Source organism: Hymenobacter sp. HD11105 (genome assembly GCF_054051685.1).
In genome coordinates this window covers 142,400-162,440 of record NZ_JBSWBR010000006.1, presented here as the reverse complement: position 1 = coordinate 162,440, position 20,041 = coordinate 142,400, and the positions used below count along the sequence as shown (strand labels likewise).

The window sequence follows — 20,041 nt, the reverse complement described above, 5'->3', positions numbered from 1 at the left end:
ATACGGGCTTAGCGCCAACACAAAAACCATTCGGGCCGTATCTTCGCAGCCGCCCTGCGGTTTTTACAGACGACTTCAACTAGTTTTTTTCACCATCACCTGCCCTCACCCGGCCATGAGACAATACGACGACCTCGACGACGATTCGCTCGATGATGACGAGCTGGACAACTTCGCCAAAAGTGGCGGCCGCGCTGGTATTGGCAGTACTGAAGACCGCCTCAGTGCCAAGTATGCCGACTATCTGATGTGGCGCGACACCGGCTCCTCCCACGACGAGGCCCTAGACCTGGCCAGCATGACGGAGGAAGAATACACGGCCGCCGAAGCCGCCGAAGACCCGGACAGCAGCGGCTTTGCCTCGCTCGACGACGATGACGACTTCGATGTAGCCGACGACGATGATGACGATTTCAGCAGCAGCCGTTCTGGCCGCAGCGGCCGTCTGAGCGACGACGACGATTTTTAAGGACTAGGCTTGCTGAGAAGTAAGCACCTAAGTCATAGAAAAGCCCCCCAGAAATGTTTCTGGGGGGCTTTTCTATTGTTTACGGCTCTAAACAATGGCAGACTCTCTACTTATGATTTGTTGCCAAAAACCCGGCGTAGTAGCTCCGAGCCGCGGGCTATGGGATTCTCCCGAATGTTGGCTTCCTCCTGGGCTATGAGGGTAAAAAGTCCCCCAATAGCTTTGTCAGTAGCATATTGGTTCAGGTCGGTATTGACAGGCTGCACCAGCGGAATACGGTTGTAGCGCGTGGTCAGGTCGGTGTAGTAGCGGGTGGCATTCACTTTGTCCAAAGATTCCTGAATAACAGGCTTGAAGGCCGTAGTGAGTTGGGTAGTGGTGGTGCGACGCAAGTAATTGGTGGCTGCGTCCTTCTCGCCCGTCAGGATTCCCCACACGTCCTGAAAGGTCAGGCTTTTGATGGCTGCTAGGAAAATAGGCTTGGCGCTTTTGGCAGCATCCTCGGCCCCGCGGTTTAGGGATAGCTCAAACCGATCAACTTGTGAACCTAAGCCAATGGAACGCAAGGTGTTTGCCACGCGCTGCGCATCGGGCGGAAACGGAATGCGAATAAGCTTGTTGAGGTTGAAGCCATCTTGCTTGGAAGCTTGGTCGGCACCTTTGCTGATGCCTTGTACCAAGGCTTCCTTGAGGCCACGGGCTGCTTCATCCTGCGTGATGCGCCCGGTTGAGCCCTGGGTAGGAGTTTTGGTACTAGGAGTTGTCAAAACGCCCCCCAGCTTGGGTAAGCGAAATACCTGGGCCGAAGCGGCGACGTGCAAACCAAGCAGAGCAGTCAGCACAAGGGAATAGCGAATCTTTTTCATAACTCGGGGCGGCTAATATGAACCAGCTCATCGGGCTGGCGTACTGGCTAAGGCACAAACCGGACCAAACCATCCTATTTTTTCTTCCCTTATTCCCCTCTATGCAGCAGGTACCTAACGCAGAAATCATTACCATCGGCGACGAACTGCTCTACGGTCAGGTCGTGGACACTAATTCGGCCTTTATGGGCCAAGAGCTGGGCAAGCTGGGGATTCGAGTACGCCAGATTACGAGCGTCTCCGACCGAGCTGCCGAAATTGTGCTGGCCCTGGATGCGGCCCGCGAGCGAGCCGATGTGGTGCTGATTACTGGTGGCCTCGGCCCCACTAAAGACGATTTGACTAAGCATATTCTTACCGAGTACTTTCGCTCCGAGCTGGTGCTGCATGAGCCGTCTTTGCGCGATGTGGAGGGCATCTTTGCCCGCTTCAATCGGCCCATGCTGGAAGTAAACCGCCAGCAAGCTTACTTACCTGCTGCCTGCATCCCTATCCGTAATGCCGTGGGTACGGCGCCGGGCATGTGGTTCGAGGATCGGGACGTAGTATTTGTGTCGATGCCGGGCGTGCCGTTTGAGATGAAGCGCATGATGATCGACATCGTATTGCCCAAGCTAAAGGAGCATTTTCATACGGCTCCCATCGAGCATTTGGTAGTGCAGACGGTAGGCATTGGCGAGTCATTCTTGGCGGAGAAAATTGCGAATTGGGAAGACAGTTTGCCCCCCAACTTTAAGCTAGCTTATCTGCCCCACCTCGGTGCTGTGCGTCTGCGCCTGACCGCCACTGACGATGGCCTTCCCGACCTGCGCGGCCGCCTAGAGGCCCACTTGCCCCTGCTGCGGGAGCTTATTGGCGAGTACATTTTTGCCGTTGGTGAAGTACCCCTAGAAGCTGCAGTAGGTCAACTGCTAACTGAGCGCAACCTCACCATTGGTACAGCGGAGAGCTGCACGGGTGGCTACCTCGCGCACAAGCTGACCAGCGTGGCTGGTAGCTCACGCTACTTTCTGGGGGGCATTTTAGCATATCATAATGATATCAAAGTCAAGCAGCTAGGCGTAAGCAACGAAACCTTAGCTACACATGGTGCTGTGAGTGAAGCGACGGTACGTGAAATGGCCGAAGGCGCCCGCCGCCACCTCGGCGTGGATGTTGCCCTGGCCACCAGCGGCATTGCCGGACCCGGCGGTGGCACCCCCGAAAAGCCGGTGGGCACCGTCTGCATTGCTTACGCCGACGCCCACCAAACTGTAAGCAAACAGTTCACCTTTGACCGGGGCCGCCAGCTCAACATTGAGTACACTACCACGATTATTTTAAATCTACTGCGCCAGAGCCTGCCAAAATAACGACACGGTTGACTGCCACTAACGCCTAGCACATTCGCCTCGCAAGCACTCACGCTTCGGCTACTCGCTAAAACACCTACCTTTGAGGCGGCTTAGCGGGCGTCCACCCAGCGTATCATGGCGCGCGCTGAGCTAGTACTTTGATCTTCAACACCCAACAAACCCAACCCCCGACAACCGCATGGCACGAGTGGAAATGGTGATGCCCAAAATGGGCGAAAGCATTATGGAAGGCACCGTCCTGAAATGGCTCAAACAAGTAGGCGACGCAATTGAGCAGGACGAATCCGTACTGGAAGTAGCTACTGATAAAGTAGATACTGAAGTGCCCGCCATTCACGCCGGCATTTTGCAGGAGATTCTGGTACAGGAAGGCGAAGTGGTAGCCGTAGGTGCTCCCATCGCTATCGTCGAGACTGACGCCAGCGCTGCCACGTCGACCCCGGCAGCGCAAGCCGCTGCTTCTGAGTCAGTTTCTACCGCTGCTTCCGATAACGGCGAGGATATTTCAGCCGATGTTCCCCACTTGCCAGAGCCAGCCCAGGCTTCGGCCAACCAGACCTCGGCTCAGCCCCAGCAGGGTCGCTTTTATTCACCGCTGGTTCTGAGCATTGCGCGTCAGGAAGGTATTTCGATGGCTGACTTGGAATATTTGCCTGGCACCGGCAAGGAAAACCGCGTTACCAAGAAAGACATTCTGGATTATGTGGAAGGTGGCAAGAAGTCGTTGAGCCAAGCTGCTAACGCAACTGCTCCGGCTCAGCAAAATGCCCCCCAGCCCATACCAGCGCCCGCCGCACTGCCGCTCCAGACGCAGACAGCCGCTCAGCCCCAAGCTGCCCCCGCTGAAGCAGCCGCCAAGCCCACCAGCCCCCCTGCTAGCAAGCCAGCACCCTCAGTAAGCGGCAACCAGGAGTTGATCGAGATGGACCGCATGCGCAAGATGATTGCCCAGCGCATGGTCGACAGCAAGCGAATTGCCCCCCACGTTACGTCATTCGTGGAAGCCGATGTGACAGACATCGTAAACTGGCGCAACAAGCACAAGGACGCCTACAAAAAGCGCGAAGGCGAAAACCTGACCTACACGCCTATCCTGATTCAGGCCATTGCGCGCGCTATCCAGGACTTCCCCAACATCAACGTGTCGGTGGATGGGGACTACATCATTAAGAAGCGTGACATCAACATTGGCCTAGCCGTGGCGCTGCCCTCCGGCAACCTGATTGTACCCGTTATTCATAATGCTGACCAGCTGAACCTAAATGGGTTGAGCAAGAAGGTAAATGACCTAGCTAACCGCGCCCGCATTAACAAGCTGACACCTGGCGACCTGGAAGGCGGCACCTATACCGTATCCAACGTGGGCTCTTTCGGCAACGTAATGGGTACCCCTATCATCATGCAACCGCAGGTGGCTATCATGGCTTTGGGTGCCATCAAAAAGAAGCCAGCTGTGATTGAAACAGCCCAAGGTGATTTGATCGGTATTCGGCACTTCATGTTCTTATCGCACTCCTATGATCACCGCGTAGTTGATGGCTCTTTGGGCGGCATGTTCGTGCGCAAAGTGGCCGACTACCTAGAGCAGTTTGACCCTAACACCGTTATCTAACGCAACCCGCGGCACCTTTACCGCCGGCGCGGCTGCACTTGAATAAGCCCGTCTACTGGACGGGCTTTTCTTTTTCTTAATCAGCCAGTTATGAAAAATATACTTTCGCTCGTCGCCCTTATTATTTCATTAGGACTCATCATTTTTTTGTACCTGCAGCTAAGCTCCACTCAGGAGTCGTTGCGTCAGGCCGAGCAGCGCTACGCCGACTGTGAGAAGGTAACTTTTCAACTCCAAAATCAACTCACCACCCAGCAGCGCGCGGCGGAAGCCAAGTGATTTTCGCCTAGTTCGAGCATAAAAAAGCCCCCCAGAAATTTTCTGGGGGGCTTTTTTGCTGGCAAGATTTACGATTTGATTCCCAATAGCATCAGCATGAAAGCCTGCTGCCGGGCTACGTCACGGATAGACTTGAAGCGGCCCGAGGCACCGCCGTGACCAGCTGCCATATCGGTGTGCAAGAGCAGCAGATTATTATCGGTTTTCATGGTGCGAAGCTTGGCTACCCACTTGGCGGGCTCAAAGTACTGCACCTGAGAGTCGTGCAGGCCGGTGGTGACGAGCATATTGGGATACGGCTGCTTCTTCACGTTGTCGTAGGGCGAGTACGAGAGCATGTAGTCGTAATATTCTTTCTTGTTGGGGTTGCCCCACTCGTCGTACTCGCCGGTGGTGAGCGGGATAGTTTCATCGAGCATGGTGGTCACTACGTCCACAAAGGGCACGCCAGCCAGCACGCCTTTGTAGAGGTCGGGGCTCATGTTGACCACGGCGCCCATCAGGAGGCCGCCTGCGCTACCACCTTGGGCGAAAAGCTTGGCGGGCGAGGTATATTTCTGCTGAATCAGGAATTCGGAGCAGTCGATAAAGTCGGTGAAGGTGTTCTTCTTCTTCAGCAGTTTGCCGTCCTCGTACCACTGCCGACCCATTTCCTGTCCACCCCGAATGTGGCAGAGCGCATAGGCAAAGCCGCGGTTGAGCAGGCTCAGGCGAGCGGCACTGAAGGCAGCGTTGGAGGTGATGCCGTAGGATCCGTACGCGTATTGGAGCACGGGCGAGGTGCCGTCTTTCTTGAAGCCTTTTTTGTAAACGATTGAAATCGGCACCTTGGTACCGTCTTTGGCGGTGGCGTACACCCGCTCGGTCACGTAATCTTCCTTATTAAAGCCCCCCAGCACGGCCTGCTCCTTAAGCAAGGTCTTTTGCTTGGTGGTCATGTTGTAGTCGTACGTGGAGTTGGGCGTGGTGAGCGACGTGTAAGCGTAGCGCAGCACGGGCGTATCAAACTCGGGGTTTACGCTGATGTAGGCTGTGTAAGTTGGCTCGCCGAAGTTAATGTAGTGCTCCTCGCCTTTCCAGGGGCGAACCCGCAGCTGCAGCAGGCCCTCCTTACGCTCACTTAGCACCAGGAAATTCTTGAACAGCTCCATGCCCTCCAAAAACACGTCCTTCCGGTGCGGAATAACTTCTTTCCAAGCGGTTTTGGCCGTGTTGCTCACTGATGTTTCGAGCAGGCGGTAGTTAGGCGCACCAGCGTTGGAGCGGATATAAAACTTGTCACCAAAGTGCTCTACATCATACAGATGGTCTTTTTCGCGAGCCAAAAATACCTTAGGCGCAGCGGTCGGGTTGCTGGCCTCGATGTAGCGCAACTCCGAGGAAAGCGTGCTGCCCATACCGATAAAGATGTATTTATCAGACTTCGAGCGGCTAACGCCGAGACCAAAGGTGTTGTCCTTTTCCTCGTATACTAGCACGTCCTGCTTGGGGTCGGTACCTAGGGTGTGGCGGTACACCTGGTAAGGCAATAGCGTGGTGGGGTCTTTTTTGGCGTAGAAAAGCGTTTTGTTGTCGGCGGCCCACACGGCGTTGCCGCTGGTATTCACGATTTTCTCGGGGTAAAGCTTGCCCGTTTTTAGGTCCTTGAAGCGCAGCGTGTAGAGGCGGCGGCTTACCGTGTCGGCTCCGTAGGCCATTACCAGATTGTTGTCGCTCACCTCGTAGCCGCCAATCTGGAAGTAGGTTTTGTCTTTGCCTAATTCGTTGGCGTTGAGCAATATCTCTTCCGTGGCCTTCATGTCGCCCTTCTTGCGGCAATAGATGGGGTACTCGCTGCCGGCCTCGTAGCGGGTGTAGTAGTAGTAGCCCTTGTCGCGGTAGGGCACCGATTCGTCTTGCTCCTTTATGCGGCCCTTTATCTCATTGAACAACTTGTCTTCCAGTTCCTTGGCGGGCGCCATCTGCTTATCGAAGTAGGCATTTTCGGCATTGAGGTAGCTGATTACCTCGGGATTTTCACGCTCGTTGAGCCAGTAATAGTTATCGGTGCGGGTGCCGTGGGGCGAGGTAAGCTGCTTAGGTTTAATGGGCGCGAGGGGCGGCGTAGTCATGGAGTAAGTGGTAGGCTGGGTTTGGGCCTGCACTGCGCCCAACGACAGGACGCAGGCGCCGGCCAGCCATAGTAACGAGTGATTCATAGAGTGTTAGGCTAAGGTTGAGGGTTAGAACAAGCGAAAGATACAGAAATGGCTCCGCCTTAACTCTAGCACGAGTGCATAAATGGTATCGAGGGTAAAGCTCATAAAAAAGCAATACCAGCGCCTGGGCTGGTATTGCTTTTTGCTTGAGTAAGCATTAAATCCTCATAATCTGGGATTAACTACCCTAATACTTCCTAGGTGAGAGGATAATGGCTAAATTTTATTTACGCGTAAGCTTCCTACCCTTCCAGTAGCCGAAGTCAGGAGCACGTGGTACAGCCCGGCAGGAAGTTTCGACAAATCAAGTGTAGGGGTTGAGTTAGATATTTTTTCTTGCTGGCATAAGCGCCCCACGTTATCGTACACGCGCACGACTTCTTCTCTTGCTATCTCCCCTTCCAGATACACCATCCCAGTTGTAGGGTTAGGATAGGCGACCAGACCCGAGGCCTTCTTAATTGGGTTTCGGGAGGCCAAAACGGAGCTCGTGTAGCGTCGTATCATTGGTTGGTTTGGTAAGGACATGTCCGCTCGCTGTATACCTGCCCAAATTTCGTTAGGGCTAGCCGAATGCATTAATTTTATTGCTCCTCCCTGCATGTTGGTCTCGACATCCTGCCAGTTGGCTCCCCTGTCATAACTGATAGCGGTGCGGACGATAGCATTATTGTTGGCGAAGGGATACGTGAAGTCTGTGCTCAGGTAGGTGCCGGGTGCACCTGCTATGGCAATCATTGCAGCTATACCCGGCCGCCCTGTGAAAGCAACGTCTGTCCAAGATGCGCCACCGTCGGTGGTTCTAATCACCTTGGGCTCTACTCGATTACCGGTTGTTAGCGCATAAAAGTAAGATAAGCCGTGCGTTGCATTTTCGAAAGTAACGGCCCCCCTGCTGACGAAACTTGTCCAGGTTAATCCTTCATCGGTGGTGCGGAGCAGCATCTGTGGGCTCGTACTAGTCGACGACGTGGCTGTATTAAGCCACAAGTTAGGACCTATGCTCTGCTTATTACCAATATACTTGTGGCCGGCCACTAGGGGAGCATTGGGTATCAGCGTCCAGGTAAAGCCACTATCAATAGTGCGATAAATGGGCCACGTAGTTGTTCCCGACGCAACATTTCCTACGGCAATCCCGGTCGTAGCCGTAAAGAAGTGAATGGTAGAAAAGTAGACGGGCAAGCTAGCTGCCAAAGGCGCAAATCCCCCCGGCCCCGAGGTTGTATGGAGCAAGGTTTGGACGCCACTGGCCACATTATCTTGTAACATCCAAGCTGTTTGTCCATCTATTGCCGCCAAATCCCTGAAAGCTATACCCATCGGCGCAAGCCTAGAGGAGGAAAACCAAGTAGTTGCGGGCGCTTCTTGCCAACTCTGCCCATTATCAGCGGTACGAAACACCCGATCCTGATAATTACCTTGTCCCACACCAGCAGATTGGAGTTCCAATCCTACCCCCCATAGCACACCCGGTTGGGGGGCGGTCAAATACCTCATTTCGCCCGCAACATACTTGGCGTCGTAGGTGGGAGAACCGGGCGGCACCACCCAAAGGGACTGAGCAACGGCAGAATGTAGCGCTAAACTGGCAATGGTTAAAAGGCAGCATATAGTTTTTTTCATATTTAGAATAGATAAGAAACACACAAAGGAAAAGTCATTTATCTATATTTAACAATCTACAATATAGAATAAAGTATTTTATATTTACCTCTGAACAAAAAGCCCACCAGAGATGCTCTGGGGGGCTTTTTGGTATTGAAGCGCTCAGATTATAACGCTGCTAGGCTTTGCTCAAGCGCCGTTATCTTTCCTTCGGCATCGGCTTGCTTCTGCCGCTCGCGCTCCAGCACGTCGGGCTTAGCATTTTGCACAAACTTCTCGTTGCTGAGTTTCTTCATGACCGATTCCAGGAAGCCTCGGGCATATTCGATTTCCTTGGTCAGGCGCTCCCGCTCGGCGGCTAGGTCGATGTGGCCTTCTAGGGGAATAAAGAACTCGCCCGTGCCCAGCACGAAGCTCACGGCTCCAGCCGGGGCGGCGTCCACGAAGCTGATGTCGCTTAAGGCTCCCAATTTCCGAATAACCGCGTCGTAGTCGCTTAGCAACACTGTTTCCTCCGTTTTGGCCGCCAACGTCAGGGGCTTATTGGGGCCGATGCCTTTCTGGTTGCGCACGTTGCGGATGCCGGCTACCACTTCCAGCACCTTATCCATGCGGCTGAGGATGTTGGCGGCGTCGGTAAGCGGCTGGGGCTTGGGCCAGGCGGCCACGCACACGTACTCCTTCTCGCCCCGCTCGCCTAGCTCATGCCATATTTCTTCGGTGATGAAGGGCATGAAGGGGTGCATGAGCTTAAGCAGCGTTTCGAGATAAGCCGTGGTCAGGCGTAACGTCTCTGGATCGATGGGCGCCTGGTAAGCCGGCTTGATCATTTCCAGATATATGGAGCAGAAGTCATCCCACACGAGCTTGTACACTGTCATCAGCGCATCCGACATACGGAACTTGGAGAAGTGCTCATCCAGCTCGATCTGGGCGCTTTGCAGCTTGGCCCCAAACCACTCAACGGCCTTTTCATTTGCAAAGGGCAACTCATGATTCACTTCCCAGCCCTGGGTGAGGCGGAAGGCGTTCCAGAGCTTGTTGGTGAAGTTGCGGCCCTGCTCCACGAGTCGAATATCGAAGAGTAAGTCGTTGCCGGCTGGCGAGCTGAACAGCATGCCCGTGCGCACGCCATCAGCGCCGTACTGGGCAATGAGGTCCAGCGGATCGGGCGAGTTGCCAAGCTGCTTACTCATCTTGCGGCCCTGGTCGTCGCGCACGATGCCGGTGAGGTAAACGTTGCGAAACGGTACCTCTTTGCGGTATTCCAGGCCAGCCATGATCATGCGGGCCACCCAGAAGAACAGAATTTCGGGGGCCGTTACGAGGTCGTCGGTTGGGTAGAAATAACTGATGTCCGGGTTGTCCGGATCTTTAAAGCCATCGAACACAGAAATGGGCCACAGCCATGACGAGAACCAGGTATCAAGCACGTCTTCATCCTGGCGTAAGTCACTGATTTGCAAATCGACATTACCACTCTGCTCACGCGCCGCTTCAAGTGCTTCTGTTTCCGATAGAGCTACCACAAAGGAGCCGTCAGGTAGGTAGTAAGCGGGGATACGTTGCCCCCACCACAGCTGCCGCGAGATGCACCAGTCACGCACGTTTTCCATCCACACCCGATACATGTTCTTGAACTTGGGCGGATGTAGCTTGATTTCGTCGCTTTCGACTACGGCTAGCGCCATAGCCGCCATGTGGTCCATTTTGCAGAACCACTGCATGCTCAGGCGCGGCTCGATTACAGCGCCGGTACGCTCTGAGGTCTGAAGCACGCTAGCGTATTCCTCGATTTTATCGAGCAAGCCAGCGGCCTGTAAATCTTTGGCTATTTGTTTGCGGGCGGCGAAGCGGTCTTGACCCACGTAGAGCACAGCTTTCTCATTCAACGAACCATCGTCGTTGAGGATATCTATAACGGGCAGCTTGTGCTTCACGCCTAGCTCATAGTCATTCAGGTCGTGAGCGGGCGTCACTTTCAGGGCGCCGGTGCCAAAGTCAATGGCTACGTACTCGTCCAGAATAATGGGAACCTCGCGGCCCAATAAAGGAATGCTGACCTGCGCCCCATGCAGATGCTTGTAGCGCTCGTCGTTGGGGTTTACGGCCACGGCTACGTCGGCCATAATGGTCTCGGGACGCGAGGTAGCCACGGTCAAAAACTGGCCCACCTGCCCTACTACTGGGTAGCGCAGGTGGTACATTTTGGCCTGGGTATCTTTGGCAATTACTTCCTCATCGGAAATAGCAGTGCGGCTCTGGGGGTCCCAGTTTACCATGCGGATGCCACGGTAGATCTGTCCTTTCTGATAGAGGTCTACGAATACGCGCAGCACGGCGTCGGTGAGCTCGGGCTCCATGGTGAAACGGGTGCGGTCCCAGTCGCAGGAGGCGCCTAGCTTCTTGAGTTGCTCCAGGATAATGCCGCCGTACTTTTCTTTCCATTCCCAGGCGTGAGCCAGGAACTCCTCGCGAGTAAGGTCGCGTTTGTCGATGCCCTTCTCCTTAAGCAGGGCTACTACTTTAGCTTCGGTGGCAATGGAGGCGTGGTCGGTACCGGGCACCCAGCAGGCTTCTTTGCCCTGCATGCGGGCCCGGCGCACTAATACGTCCTGAATGGTATTGTTGAGCATGTGGCCCATGTGCAGCACGCCCGTCACGTTAGGTGGCGGAATCACAACGGAGTAGGCAGGCTTGCGCGGATTGGGCTTGGCTTTGAAAAAGCCTTGCTCCTGCCAACGCTCATACCATTTGGCTTCTACGTCGGCGGGAGTATAGGTTTTGGCGATTGACATGGGCAGCAGGGGCAAATTCGGTTCTAAACGAAGACAAAAGTAGGCAATTCAAGCCGGCAAATGGCCTTCTTTAGCCTTAGCTGCAACGGCTAAAAGCGAATGAGCTCGTCATCCATTCTCTTCTATTATTTCATCGCCGTTATTGGCCTTACCTTTGCGCGACGACCAAAAACTACTTCCTAGGTTTAATGCCATAGGTCGTTTTTTTAAATTATTTTTATCTTTTCATTCACACTTCTCCCTCCGTCGGCATGGCCGCATTATTCTCTTTTCGCAAAGCACCTAAAGTTGCTATCTCAGCACCGGAGTCGGCTATTTTGCCCCCCACGGCTTCGTTGCGGATTGGTATGGGCCAATTGCTGGTAGAAGGCGGCGAGCCAGCCCGCAACTTGGAACGTGCCGCCCGTATGATTGGTGAGGCAGCCCAACAAGGCTGTGAACTCGTATTGCTGCCCGAAACGCTGGACTTCGCCTGGACGCACCCCAGCGCCCTACTGGAGGCTCAGCCCATCCCCGGCCCCTTCAGCGACCAGCTCTGCCAGCAGGCCATCTATCACAAAATTTACGTGTGTGCCGGCCTTACTGAGCGCTTGAATGGTCGTAACTACAACGCGGCCATTCTCATTAATCCCGAAGGCGAAATATTAGTTAAATATCACAAAATCAACTTACTGACCGTTGAACAGCCGTTCTACGCTGTGGGTCAGATGCTAAATGTGGTAGATACGCCCCTGGGTAAAATTGGTGTGAACATTTGCGCCGACAACTTCCTAGATGGCTTGCCTATTGGTCATACACTGGCCCGTATGGGGGCCGAATTCATTCTCTCTCCTTCGTCCTGGACCGTCGATTACTCGCTCACGGAAGAAAACGACCCGTACCGAGAAAAATGGGTGAAGCCATTCTCTATTTTGGCCCGCCTGTATAATGTGGTGGTAGTCGGTACGACTTCGGTGGGATATATTGTAGGTGGGCCATATGAGGGTAAGAAAAGTGTCGGCTGCTCCTTGGCCGTCGATGCCAATGGCGTGCGGGCTCAGGGCACCTTCAATGAATTTGCCGGCGAGCTGGTAGTAGCCGATCTGCCCCGCCCAATCCGGACGGAGCAGGGTACGGCCATTGGCGAAATGCTACAGCGCAAAGGTTACCAATTTGACACTCTGCTGTAGTTAACACGTAATGCTTTTTATATGGTGGAGGGACCTAAGCAAAAAAGCCCCCTTACCCTTTTGTAGTACCTCTTGTTTGTTCGCTTGCCTACTCCGATCTGTTCCACTAACAACACACCAATGCCCGTAACCGAGTCAGCGGCGGCGCGCAGCCCCATTTGGCAACCACAAGCGCCGCAGCAGCGCTGTACTCGCTGCATTATGGATACCACGGTGCCTGGCATCAGGTTCGATAGTAGTGGCGAGTGCAGCTTCTGCGCCCTGCACGACAAGCTCGATCAGGCTTTTCCCCTTGGGGAAGCCGGCCGCCTACAAGTACAGAAGCTGGCCGATGATATAAAGCAAACTGGGAAAGGCAAGAAATACGACTGCGTGCTGGGCGTAAGCGGCGGCCGCGACAGCAGCTACACGCTTTGGTACTGCGTCACGAAGCTAAAGCTACGCCCGCTGGCCGTGCACTTCAACGATGGCTTTGGTAACCCAGTAGCGGGCGAAAACATGGTAAAAGCCTGCCGCAAACTAGGTGTAGAGCTGCGCACTATTACCTCCGACTGGCGCGAATCCAAGGACCTCAAAATTGCCTTCCTCAAAGCTTCTACGCCCGATATGGAGGAAGGCACCGATCTAGGCATCGCTACAGCTTTGTATGGCGTAGCAGCTAAGGAGGGTATTCAACGCATCGTCATTGGCCAGAGCTTTCGAACAGAAGGAATTTGCCCCCTGTCGTGGAATTACCTGGACGGGCGCTACCTCAAAGCGGTACACAAGCGCTTCGGAACAGTACCCTTGCGCCCCTGGTCGCCCACAGATCCGGGCTTCAATCTGGATTTGAAAGAAATGTTTTATTACGCCTTCGTGCGACGCATCAAGACCGTGACGCTGCTCTATCACGTGGATTACGTGCGGGCCGACGTAGACGAGTTACTAGCCCGCGAGCTGGACTGGGTTAACCCCGGCGCTCACTACTTCGACGACCTCTACCAAAGCGTCATTTACTACCTGAACCGCACCAAGTTTAACATTGATCGGCGCTTGTTCAACTACTCGGCCCTCATCCGCTCGGGGCAAATGAGCCGCGAAAAAGCCTTGGAACGCACCGCCGAAATCAACTCCATCGAGGATCAGCGCGTGATTGACCTTTGCATCAAGCGCCTAGGCCTGACCCGGGCGGAATTCGACCAGATTGTAGCTGCTCCGCCCAAAACCTTCCGCGATTATCCCAACAACTACTCCCTCATCCGGCGGCTGCGCTGGCCGATCAAAGTGCTCAGCCAGCTCAATCTAATTCCTGAGTCGGCCTACGATAAATACTTCAACTGTGGTGCCTAAGAACGTAGATGAGTGCGGGTGCGCGATTCAAGAGCGCGTTGTCATTACTCAAAAAGCCCCCCAGAACTCTTCTAGGGGGCTTTTTGAGTAATTAAAGTTCATACTAAATGGCAATAGCCAAAAAGTATGTTCTACAGTAAGTTTAAGCGGTCAGGTGCAGCCACTCTTTCTTTCTGAGCAATTCCTCTTGGGTTTCACGCAGGTCGGGGTCGTCAACGCAGCAATCGACGGGGCACACGGCGGCGCACTGAGGTTCTTCGTGGAAGCCCACACACTCGGTGCACTTATCCGACACGATGTAGTAATACTCATCTGAAACGGGCGTTTGGGGCGCCGTTGCCACTACTACGGCACCGCCGTCCACTTCTACCTCTTTCAGCGAAGTGCCATCGGCCCAGCGCCATTGGGCACCACCTTCGTAAATGGCGTTGTTGGGGCATTCAGGTTCGCAGGCACCACAGTTGATGCACTCGTCGGTTATCATTATGGCCATAGCCGAAGTCGTCTGGTTTTTGGGTACTAGTAATTGAACAGATATGCTTACGCAAAGATGCCCTCCAAAAGTTGATCTGGGTGCGCAAAAGTAGAAACTAACCTTGTTTTAATTTTGAATGTTCAGCTTTGAGGGTTTATTAACGAAAATTTCCCCCTCTAGGCCCTAGCCCAGCGTGGCCCAATTTGTCCAGAGTCGTACGATCTATGTCGTTACTGATACCTGCATACCCGTTGGGTTTTCCAACGATAGTGGTCTTACAAACCGCTCGGCGGACTTTGTAGAACCACTTAACCACTCATCAACTAGAAATCTATCCAAGATGAATCATAATGAACGTTTAGCCGCTTTTGTTGCGCTGGGCCAGCGCCTGCGCAATCTTACCGACGACGAAAAAGCCGACCTGTTCAGCCGGGCCCGCAATAACAACTCTTGGTTTGATGCGCCCAATGTAGCGGCAGCTTTAGAGGGAATTGTGACGATGCTCGACGAGAACACGCTCAGCGCATGGGCCAGCCGTTACTCCACCGAGCCCACCACCCCGCGCCAGGTGGGCGTGGTAATGGCGGGCAATATTCCGTTGGTGGGCTTCCACGATTTGCTGTGCGTGCTGCTCAGTGGACATTTGCTACTAGCTAAACCTAGCTCAGATGATAAGTACCTGATGCACTGGATTGTGGACGAGCTGACGCGCATCGATTCCCGGCTGTGCGAGCGCATCACCTTCGTTGAGCGCCTCAATGATGCTGATGCATTCATTGCCACCGGTTCCGATAACACAGGCCGCTACTTTGAGTATTATTTCCGCCATAAACCTCACCTGATTCGCCGCAACCGCACGAGTCTAGGCATCCTTACGGGTCAGGAAACCCCGGAGGAACTAGCCGCTCTGGGCGCCGATATTTTTCAGTACTATGGCCTGGGCTGCCGTAACGTATCGAAGTTAATGGTGCCCAAAGACTACCGCTTTGATAAGCTGCTGGACAACCTCCAGCCTTGGGAGCGAGTGCTAGAGCAGAACCGCTATCAGAACAACTACGACTACAACAAGAGCATTCTGCTAGTAAACCGTGTGCCCCATTTCGACAACGGCTTTGTCCTGCTTACCGAAAGCGCCCAGCTCGTGTCGCCCATCTCGGTGGTCCATTACGGCACTTACACCGACAACACTGACCTTCAGCAGCAGCTAGCCCAAGTAGCAGAGCAAACACAGTGTTTAGTGTCGGCTGGGGGGCAATTTCCGGGCAGTTTCCCTTTTGGCCAAGCGCAATGCCCCAGCGTAAGCGACTACGCCGATGGTGTGGACACGATGGCCTTTTTGGGGAATTTGGGATAAGCTTGTATATAGGTTCTTAGTCCCTCCCAGGGTAGCTAAGCTAGCTGCGTGGGCATATATGGTGATGTCGGTAAATCTTGCCATGGAGGAAACTATGCTTAGAACTCAAATAACAGCTTGCAGACAGCTTCTTATGTAAGGACACTTCTATGCAAACGATAGTCAACTCTCGTTTTGAACGAGAAAAAGCCCCCCAGAACATTTCTGGGGGGCTTTTTTACAAATAATGAAGTTGACTTACACTCGATCCAGCGTTTTCGCAATCAAATCATTCATCGTTTGCTCGGCGTTAGTAGCGAATTCACCGGTAGCGCGGTTGGCCACGATGGCGTTGAGCGACACTATCTCGTGGCCCAGCATGCGGCCTAGAGCGTAGTAGCCAGCGGTTTCCATTTCGAAGTTGGTAAGGCGGAATTCGCCCTCGGCACTTTCGTAGCGGAAGTTCTGGAACTGTTTAATCAAGTCGGCTTGGCGCAAATCGAGGCGGAGCACCCGGCCTTGTGGGCCATAGAAGCCAGGGCACGTAAGCGTATTGCCGGCTACCATGCCGGCGCCAATCTGCTCCCGAATCAGGTCGTGGCCGCGCACGCAGTACGGACGATAATCCAACTGCAACGCTTGCTGAATGCCGGCGCCTACCTCTACCTCCAGCCCGGTTTCTACCAAAGGGTAAAACTGCATCAGCGCGTCGAGACCTACGGCGTGCTCGGTTACTAAGTGCGCACCCAATGGAATATCGGGCTGCAAAGCGCCGCTGGTGCCCACGCGCACGATGCGCAGCGCAATGCGCTCTTCCACGGGGCGGGGCTCGCGGGTTACAAAGTCAATATTGACCAAAGCATCCAACTCATTGAGCACAATATCAATGTTATCGGTGCCGATGCCCGTCGAAATGACCGCCAGGCGCTTGCCCTTGTAGTACCCAACGTGGGTTACAAACTCGCGCTTGTTAATCTGCGTTTCGATGGAATCGAAGTGCTGGCTGACAAGGGCCACACGATCCGGGTCGCCGACGGTGATAATGGTTTCGGAAATATGATCGGGCAGCAGGTTGAGGTGATAAATGCTGCCGTCGCGGTTCAGGATGAGTTCGGAGTCGGGAATAGGCATAGAGGGAGAGATTAGAGGGTGGCGCGAAGGCGGCAAATTAGCCATAACCTGTTACGCAACGCCTCAACCATAGTTTGGCGCGGGTGCTATTGAGCAGTCGAGGTACAACTGATTCGGGCCTTCACTCGTTGGAATGAAGATACATCCACCAATCCTGCGCCCTATGAGCACCACCCAGATTCAGGGAAAAGATTTTTATGATAGTGTCCTGCAGTTCTACGATCAGGCGGCCCAGTTCTCCAAACTTGACCCCGGCATCATCAGCCAGATTCGAGCCTGCAACAGCATTTATAAAGTAAACTTCCCGGTCGAGGTCGACGGGCACGTGCAGGTGTTCGAGGGAATTCGGGTGCAGCATAGCCACCACAAGCTCCCCAGCAAAGGCGGTATTCGCTACAGCATGTACGTAGACGAAGAGGAGGTAATGGCCCTGGCCACCCTCATGACGTTCAAGTGCGCGCTGGTTGATGTGCCGTTTGGCGGGGCCAAAGGGGGCGTAAAAATCAATCCGCGTACCAGCTCCGTCGAAACCTTGGAGAAAGTAACGCGGCGCTACGCCAGCGAATTAATCAAGAAAAACCTGATCGGGCCAGGCATGGATGTACCAGCCCCCGACTATGGCACCGGCAGCCGCGAAATGGCTTGGATTGCAGATACCTATCTGGCCTTCAAGTTTGGTGATACCAATGCTTTAGGCTGCGTAACAGGTAAACCCGTAGGCCAAGGTGGTATCCGGGGCCGGACCGAAGCCACCGGCCTAGGAGTATTCTTCGGCTTACGCGAGCTATTGGCCGATGAAGAAATGTTGAAAAAGCTGGGACTAACCAGCGGCATGGCCGGCAAGCGCATCATCGTACAGGGTCTGGGCAATGTGGGTTACTATGCGGCGCACTTCTGCGAGCAGGAAAACGCTATCATTACGGGTATTGCTGAGCGTGAGGGGGGTATTTTCAACCCCAATGGGCTTGATGTGGCTGATGTGTTCAAGCATCGCACGGAGAGTGGCTCTATTTTGAATTACCCCGGCGCACAAAACATTGAAGACAGCACCCAACTACTGGAATATGAGTGCGATGTGCTGCTACCCGCCGCCCTCGAAAACCAGATTCACGAAGGCAACGCAGCCCGCATCAAAGCCAAGATTATTGCTGAGGGCGCTAACGGCCCTACGACTAAAGCGGCTGAGAAAATCTTAATTGAGCGGGGTATAGTGATTCTACCTGATCTGTACCTCAACGCGGGTGGCGTCACGGTATCCTATTTTGAGTGGCTGAAAAACCTTTCAAATGTACGTTTCGGGCGCATGGGCAAACGGGCGGAAGAAGCTTCTTTGGGGCGCCTCGTATCTACCATTGAGCAGACGACGGGCAAGAGCATTAGTGCCCAGGAACGTAAGCTTATCATTCAGGGCGCCGATGAAATCAGCCTCGTACGTTCCGGCCTAGAAGACACGATGATTGTAGCCTACCACGAAATCAGGGAAGTAATGCACCAAATCAATGGCATTCAAGACCTACGTACAGCGGCCTTCTACAGTGCCATTGAGAAGGTGGGTGTGAGCTATCAGGCATTGGGCATTTTCCCTTGAGCCTTTTTTTATTGCTCAAAAACCACAAAAAAGCCTCCCAACGCAATGCTGGGGGGCTTTTTTGTGGCCTCACTAACCTGTACGCCTACAAAGCAGGCGCGCGGTACGATATGAAGCCCTGCTCGGGGCGGTAGTTGTTGCTCAATTTCGGATACGTGCCGGTTCCATCGTAAGCGCGCTTATCAGGATGCGTTTGGCAAGTAGTGGAGCAGGCGCCCTCAAGTTGCTGGCCGCAATTTTCGCAGAGGGCGAGGTGGGCGTTGCAGTGCGGATTGGCGCAGTTCACAAGCCGGTCGGAAGGCGCGTGGCAATGGTGGCAATAAGAAATTACCGTAGGGTTGACGCGGTTCACGTCCACGGCCACGCGGTTATCGAAGACGTAGCACTTGCCGTCAAAATCTTCGCCGCCTTCTTCGATGCCGTACTTAATGATGCCGCCATGCAGTTGGTACACGTTCTCGAAGCCTTGCTCTAGCAGATAAGCGCTGGCTTTTTCGCACTTCACGCCGCCAGTGCAGTAGGTCAGGATCTTCTTGTCTTTAAACTCTTTGAGCCGTTCCACCCGCTCGGGGAAGTCGCGAAAGTTCTCCATGTCCAGCGTCACGGCATTCTTGAAGCGACCCACGTTGTATTCGTAGTCAGAACGCACGTCGACCACTACTACATCGTCACGGTCCTTGAGCTCTTTGAATTCCTGGGGTGATAGGTGCTGACCGGTGCGCTCATGCGGCCGCACGTGGCGCAGACTGCTGTGCACAATTTCAGGCTTCACGCGCACGTGCAACTTTTGAAAAGTGTGCGCCGGAGCCTCATCTACCTTAAACTCCAGGGCCGCAAAGCGCGAATCAGCCTTTACGATGCGCATATACTCTTCACAGTCAGCCGCTAGGCCCGATACGGTGCCATTAAGCCCCTCCACTGCGACAATAATTCGGCCCAGCAGCTTCAAACGCAGACACAGCCGGTGATGTTCCTCGCGGAACTCCTCCGGATTCTCAATCGGTGAATAGCAGTAGTAAAGCAGAACGCGGTAATCCATCTTTGTTTGATAAAGAATCAGGAATGAGGATAGAAGAAGTAAATGCTTCTGGTTTGCTTCCAGTTCAGAAACAAAGCCTTATCGCCTGATTCTTCACTTCTCATTCTTCATTGATAATTACACCTTCGCGGCTGGGTTGCCAAACACAGTCTGGTTGGCGGGCACATCAGCCACCACTACCGACCCCGCCCCAATACGTGCTTTAGCCCCAATCTTCACACCGGCCACCACGATAGAACCCGGACCAATAAAAGCCTGCTCCGCTACCACAGCGCCCGCATTGACGATGGCTCCGGCGCCTACTTGTACGAAATCAGCCAACTCTACCTGCACGTCGATCACGGCGTTGGCCCCAATCAAGCAGCTATTGCCCATCTTACTGTTGCTAGATACCACCGCGCCGGCTCCAATAAGGTTGCCATGGCCCAACCACGCCTGCTCCGATACGCTGGCGCGGGAGTGAATAGCATTCACGGGGACTACCTCGTACTCATCGCGGAGCATATTAGTGAGGCTGCGGCGACTGGCCGTATCTTCAGTGGCTACGAATACTTCGCACTTTTTGCCCAGAAGCTTAAGCAGTTCCTTGTCGTCGGTGTTGCCCATTACAGGCACGTTGTTTAACTCGGTGTTTTGCAGCTTTGCGTCGTCGTCGAGTAGGCAATACACGACTACGTCGTTGCTTTGGAAGGCATCAAGTGCAGTAGCGCCCAGACTTTGAGCACCTAATATGATTACGGGATTTTCCATGCGAAGCGAAAATGCCCCCCAGGGGCAATTTTGTCTAAAATG

The 20,041-nt window shown here is 54.0% G+C and carries 16 protein-coding genes; 8 read left to right on the top strand and 8 right to left on the bottom strand.

Annotated elements, in window-relative coordinates; all coding sequences use genetic code 11:
* Positions 1-115: 115 nt before the first annotated feature.
* A complete protein-coding gene (locus ACW9KT_RS17500; RefSeq protein WP_457082748.1) occupies positions 116-469 on the top strand; it encodes a hypothetical protein in 354 nt (117 codons plus the stop codon).
* A 110-nt stretch (positions 470-579) separates the two neighbouring features.
* Here ACW9KT_RS17500 and ACW9KT_RS17495 read toward each other — a convergent pair whose 3' ends face one another.
* On the bottom strand, positions 580-1,335 hold the full coding sequence (locus ACW9KT_RS17495; protein ID WP_457082746.1) for a DUF4197 domain-containing protein: 756 nt from the start codon (positions 1,333-1,335) through the stop codon (positions 580-582).
* Positions 1,336-1,436: 101 nt separating this feature from the next.
* On the opposite strand from ACW9KT_RS17495, the gene ACW9KT_RS17490 reads away from it, so the two are divergent.
* From ACW9KT_RS17490 to ACW9KT_RS17480, 3 genes are all read left to right on the top strand, one after another.
* Positions 1,437-2,687, top strand: coding sequence for a competence/damage-inducible protein A (locus ACW9KT_RS17490; RefSeq protein ID WP_457082744.1), 1,251 nt, complete (start codon positions 1,437-1,439; stop codon positions 2,685-2,687).
* Positions 2,688-2,868: 181 nt separating this feature from the next.
* The gene (locus tag ACW9KT_RS17485; RefSeq protein ID WP_457082742.1) at positions 2,869-4,302 is read left to right on the top strand and encodes a dihydrolipoamide acetyltransferase family protein; all 1,434 of its coding nucleotides are present in this window, start codon (positions 2,869-2,871) and stop codon (positions 4,300-4,302) included.
* Positions 4,303-4,392: 90 nt separating this feature from the next.
* Positions 4,393-4,581, top strand: a complete 189-nt coding sequence (locus ACW9KT_RS17480) for a hypothetical protein (RefSeq protein WP_457082740.1) — start codon at positions 4,393-4,395, stop codon at positions 4,579-4,581.
* A 68-nt stretch (positions 4,582-4,649) separates the two neighbouring features.
* Here ACW9KT_RS17480 and ACW9KT_RS17475 read toward each other — a convergent pair whose 3' ends face one another.
* The 3 genes from ACW9KT_RS17475 to ACW9KT_RS17465 all read right to left on the bottom strand — a co-directional run bounded on the left by ACW9KT_RS17475 (position 4,650) and on the right by ACW9KT_RS17465 (position 11,185).
* A complete protein-coding gene (locus ACW9KT_RS17475; RefSeq protein WP_457082874.1) occupies positions 4,650-6,692 on the bottom strand; it encodes a S9 family peptidase in 2,043 nt (680 codons plus the stop codon).
* Positions 6,693-6,995: 303 nt separating this feature from the next.
* The gene (locus ACW9KT_RS17470; RefSeq protein ID WP_457082738.1) at positions 6,996-8,405 is read right to left on the bottom strand and encodes a T9SS type A sorting domain-containing protein; all 1,410 of its coding nucleotides are present in this window, start codon (positions 8,403-8,405) and stop codon (positions 6,996-6,998) included.
* A 149-nt stretch (positions 8,406-8,554) separates the two neighbouring features.
* Positions 8,555-11,185 carry a valine--tRNA ligase gene (locus ACW9KT_RS17465; protein ID WP_457082736.1) on the bottom strand — a complete coding sequence of 877 codons (2,631 nt, stop codon included), beginning with the start codon at positions 11,183-11,185 and terminating at the stop codon, positions 8,555-8,557.
* A gap of 251 nt (positions 11,186-11,436) precedes the next feature.
* Between ACW9KT_RS17465 and ACW9KT_RS17460 the strand changes: the two genes are divergently transcribed.
* Both ACW9KT_RS17460 and ACW9KT_RS17455 read left to right on the top strand, forming a co-directional pair.
* The gene (locus ACW9KT_RS17460) at positions 11,437-12,354 is read left to right on the top strand and encodes a carbon-nitrogen hydrolase family protein (protein WP_457082734.1); all 918 of its coding nucleotides are present in this window, start codon (positions 11,437-11,439) and stop codon (positions 12,352-12,354) included.
* Positions 12,355-12,474: 120 nt separating this feature from the next.
* Positions 12,475-13,683 (top strand): N-acetyl sugar amidotransferase, encoded by a 1,209-nt coding sequence (locus ACW9KT_RS17455; RefSeq protein ID WP_457082732.1) that lies wholly within the window; start codon positions 12,475-12,477, stop codon positions 13,681-13,683.
* A gap of 142 nt (positions 13,684-13,825) precedes the next feature.
* Here the strand turns inward: ACW9KT_RS17455 and ACW9KT_RS17450 are convergent, their stop codons facing one another.
* Positions 13,826-14,176: a 4Fe-4S dicluster domain-containing protein gene (locus ACW9KT_RS17450; RefSeq protein ID WP_457082730.1), complete on the bottom strand. Its 351-nt coding sequence runs from the start codon at positions 14,174-14,176 to the stop codon at positions 13,826-13,828.
* A 322-nt stretch (positions 14,177-14,498) separates the two neighbouring features.
* Here ACW9KT_RS17450 and ACW9KT_RS17445 point away from each other — a divergent pair, with 322 nt between their 5' ends.
* Entirely contained in the window at positions 14,499-15,512 is a 1,014-nt protein-coding gene (locus ACW9KT_RS17445; protein WP_457082728.1) for an acyl-CoA reductase, read from the top strand.
* Between the two features lie 237 nt (positions 15,513-15,749).
* On the opposite strand, the gene ACW9KT_RS17440 is transcribed toward ACW9KT_RS17445, so the two are convergent.
* A complete protein-coding gene (locus ACW9KT_RS17440; RefSeq protein ID WP_457082726.1) occupies positions 15,750-16,622 on the bottom strand; it encodes a nucleoside phosphorylase in 873 nt (290 codons plus the stop codon).
* A gap of 163 nt (positions 16,623-16,785) precedes the next feature.
* Here ACW9KT_RS17440 and ACW9KT_RS17435 point away from each other — a divergent pair, with 163 nt between their 5' ends.
* Positions 16,786-18,210: a Glu/Leu/Phe/Val family dehydrogenase gene (locus ACW9KT_RS17435; RefSeq protein WP_457082724.1), complete on the top strand. Its 1,425-nt coding sequence runs from the start codon at positions 16,786-16,788 to the stop codon at positions 18,208-18,210.
* Between the two features lie 85 nt (positions 18,211-18,295).
* Here the strand turns inward: ACW9KT_RS17435 and trhO are convergent, their stop codons facing one another.
* Positions 18,296-19,249, bottom strand: coding sequence for an oxygen-dependent tRNA uridine(34) hydroxylase TrhO (trhO, locus tag ACW9KT_RS17430; RefSeq protein WP_457082722.1), 954 nt, complete (start codon positions 19,247-19,249; stop codon positions 18,296-18,298).
* 117 nt (positions 19,250-19,366) lie between these two features.
* Positions 19,367-19,999: a NeuD/PglB/VioB family sugar acetyltransferase gene (locus ACW9KT_RS17425; RefSeq protein WP_457082720.1), complete on the bottom strand. Its 633-nt coding sequence runs from the start codon at positions 19,997-19,999 to the stop codon at positions 19,367-19,369.
* Between the last annotated feature and the right edge of the window lie 42 nt (positions 20,000-20,041).

Coding starts and splice junctions, on each gene's coding strand:
- ACW9KT_RS17465 (WP_457082736.1), bottom strand. CDS start 11,185: ATGTCAATCGCCAAAACCTATACTCCCGCCGACGTAGAAGCCAAATGG.
- ACW9KT_RS17440 (WP_457082726.1), bottom strand. CDS start 16,622: ATGCCTATTCCCGACTCCGAACTCATCCTGAACCGCGACGGCAGCATT.
- ACW9KT_RS17450 (WP_457082730.1), bottom strand. CDS start 14,176: ATGGCCATAATGATAACCGACGAGTGCATCAACTGTGGTGCCTGCGAA.
- ACW9KT_RS17495 (WP_457082746.1), bottom strand. CDS start 1,335: ATGAAAAAGATTCGCTATTCCCTTGTGCTGACTGCTCTGCTTGGTTTG.
- ACW9KT_RS17490 (WP_457082744.1), top strand. CDS start 1,437: ATGCAGCAGGTACCTAACGCAGAAATCATTACCATCGGCGACGAACTG.
- trhO (WP_457082722.1), bottom strand. CDS start 19,249: ATGGATTACCGCGTTCTGCTTTACTACTGCTATTCACCGATTGAGAAT.
- ACW9KT_RS17480 (WP_457082740.1), top strand. CDS start 4,393: ATGAAAAATATACTTTCGCTCGTCGCCCTTATTATTTCATTAGGACTC.
- ACW9KT_RS17485 (WP_457082742.1), top strand. CDS start 2,869: ATGGCACGAGTGGAAATGGTGATGCCCAAAATGGGCGAAAGCATTATG.
- ACW9KT_RS17460 (WP_457082734.1), top strand. CDS start 11,437: ATGGCCGCATTATTCTCTTTTCGCAAAGCACCTAAAGTTGCTATCTCA.
- ACW9KT_RS17455 (WP_457082732.1), top strand. CDS start 12,475: ATGCCCGTAACCGAGTCAGCGGCGGCGCGCAGCCCCATTTGGCAACCA.
- ACW9KT_RS17475 (WP_457082874.1), bottom strand. CDS start 6,692: ATGACTACGCCGCCCCTCGCGCCCATTAAACCTAAGCAGCTTACCTCG.
- ACW9KT_RS17500 (WP_457082748.1), top strand. CDS start 116: ATGAGACAATACGACGACCTCGACGACGATTCGCTCGATGATGACGAG.
- ACW9KT_RS17445 (WP_457082728.1), top strand. CDS start 14,499: ATGAATCATAATGAACGTTTAGCCGCTTTTGTTGCGCTGGGCCAGCGC.
- ACW9KT_RS17425 (WP_457082720.1), bottom strand. CDS start 19,999: ATGGAAAATCCCGTAATCATATTAGGTGCTCAAAGTCTGGGCGCTACT.
- ACW9KT_RS17470 (WP_457082738.1), bottom strand. CDS start 8,405: ATGAAAAAAACTATATGCTGCCTTTTAACCATTGCCAGTTTAGCGCTA.
- ACW9KT_RS17435 (WP_457082724.1), top strand. CDS start 16,786: ATGAGCACCACCCAGATTCAGGGAAAAGATTTTTATGATAGTGTCCTG.